The 280-nt window shown below is 55.4% G+C and carries 1 pseudogene; it reads right to left on the bottom strand.

The annotated features are described in order from the left end of the window. Positions 1–222, bottom strand: a pseudogene (locus tag L0U88_RS20805) (IS1182 family transposase); the annotation flags it as partial. Positions 223–280 lie beyond the last annotated feature (58 nt).

Genomic DNA, 280 nt, shown 5'->3' on the forward strand with positions numbered 1-280 from the left:
ATCGGCCCAAAGCAGCTCCAGAAAAGCAAATTTTAGGCCCCTGAGGGCCTTTTTCATTGCCATGGCCGGCCTTTTCGCTGACCGCCGTTCAAAGGCCAGGTACTTTTTCAGATTGTAAGTGAGTGCAGCCATCATCACGTGTTTGTTGGCCTGGGCCATCCCCCGGCTGTTGATCCGGCGCATGTTCAGGAAGTTTACTAAGGTACCTAGGACAGGCTCCACGGTCCGGCTCCGGATTTTGCCGATCCGCCTGGCATAGGCGGGGTTTTGGGTAAGCTTC

The organism is Flavihumibacter fluminis, from assembly GCF_021491375.1.
In the GTDB taxonomy this organism is placed as follows: Bacteria; Bacteroidota; Bacteroidia; order Chitinophagales; family Chitinophagaceae; genus Flavihumibacter; species Flavihumibacter fluminis.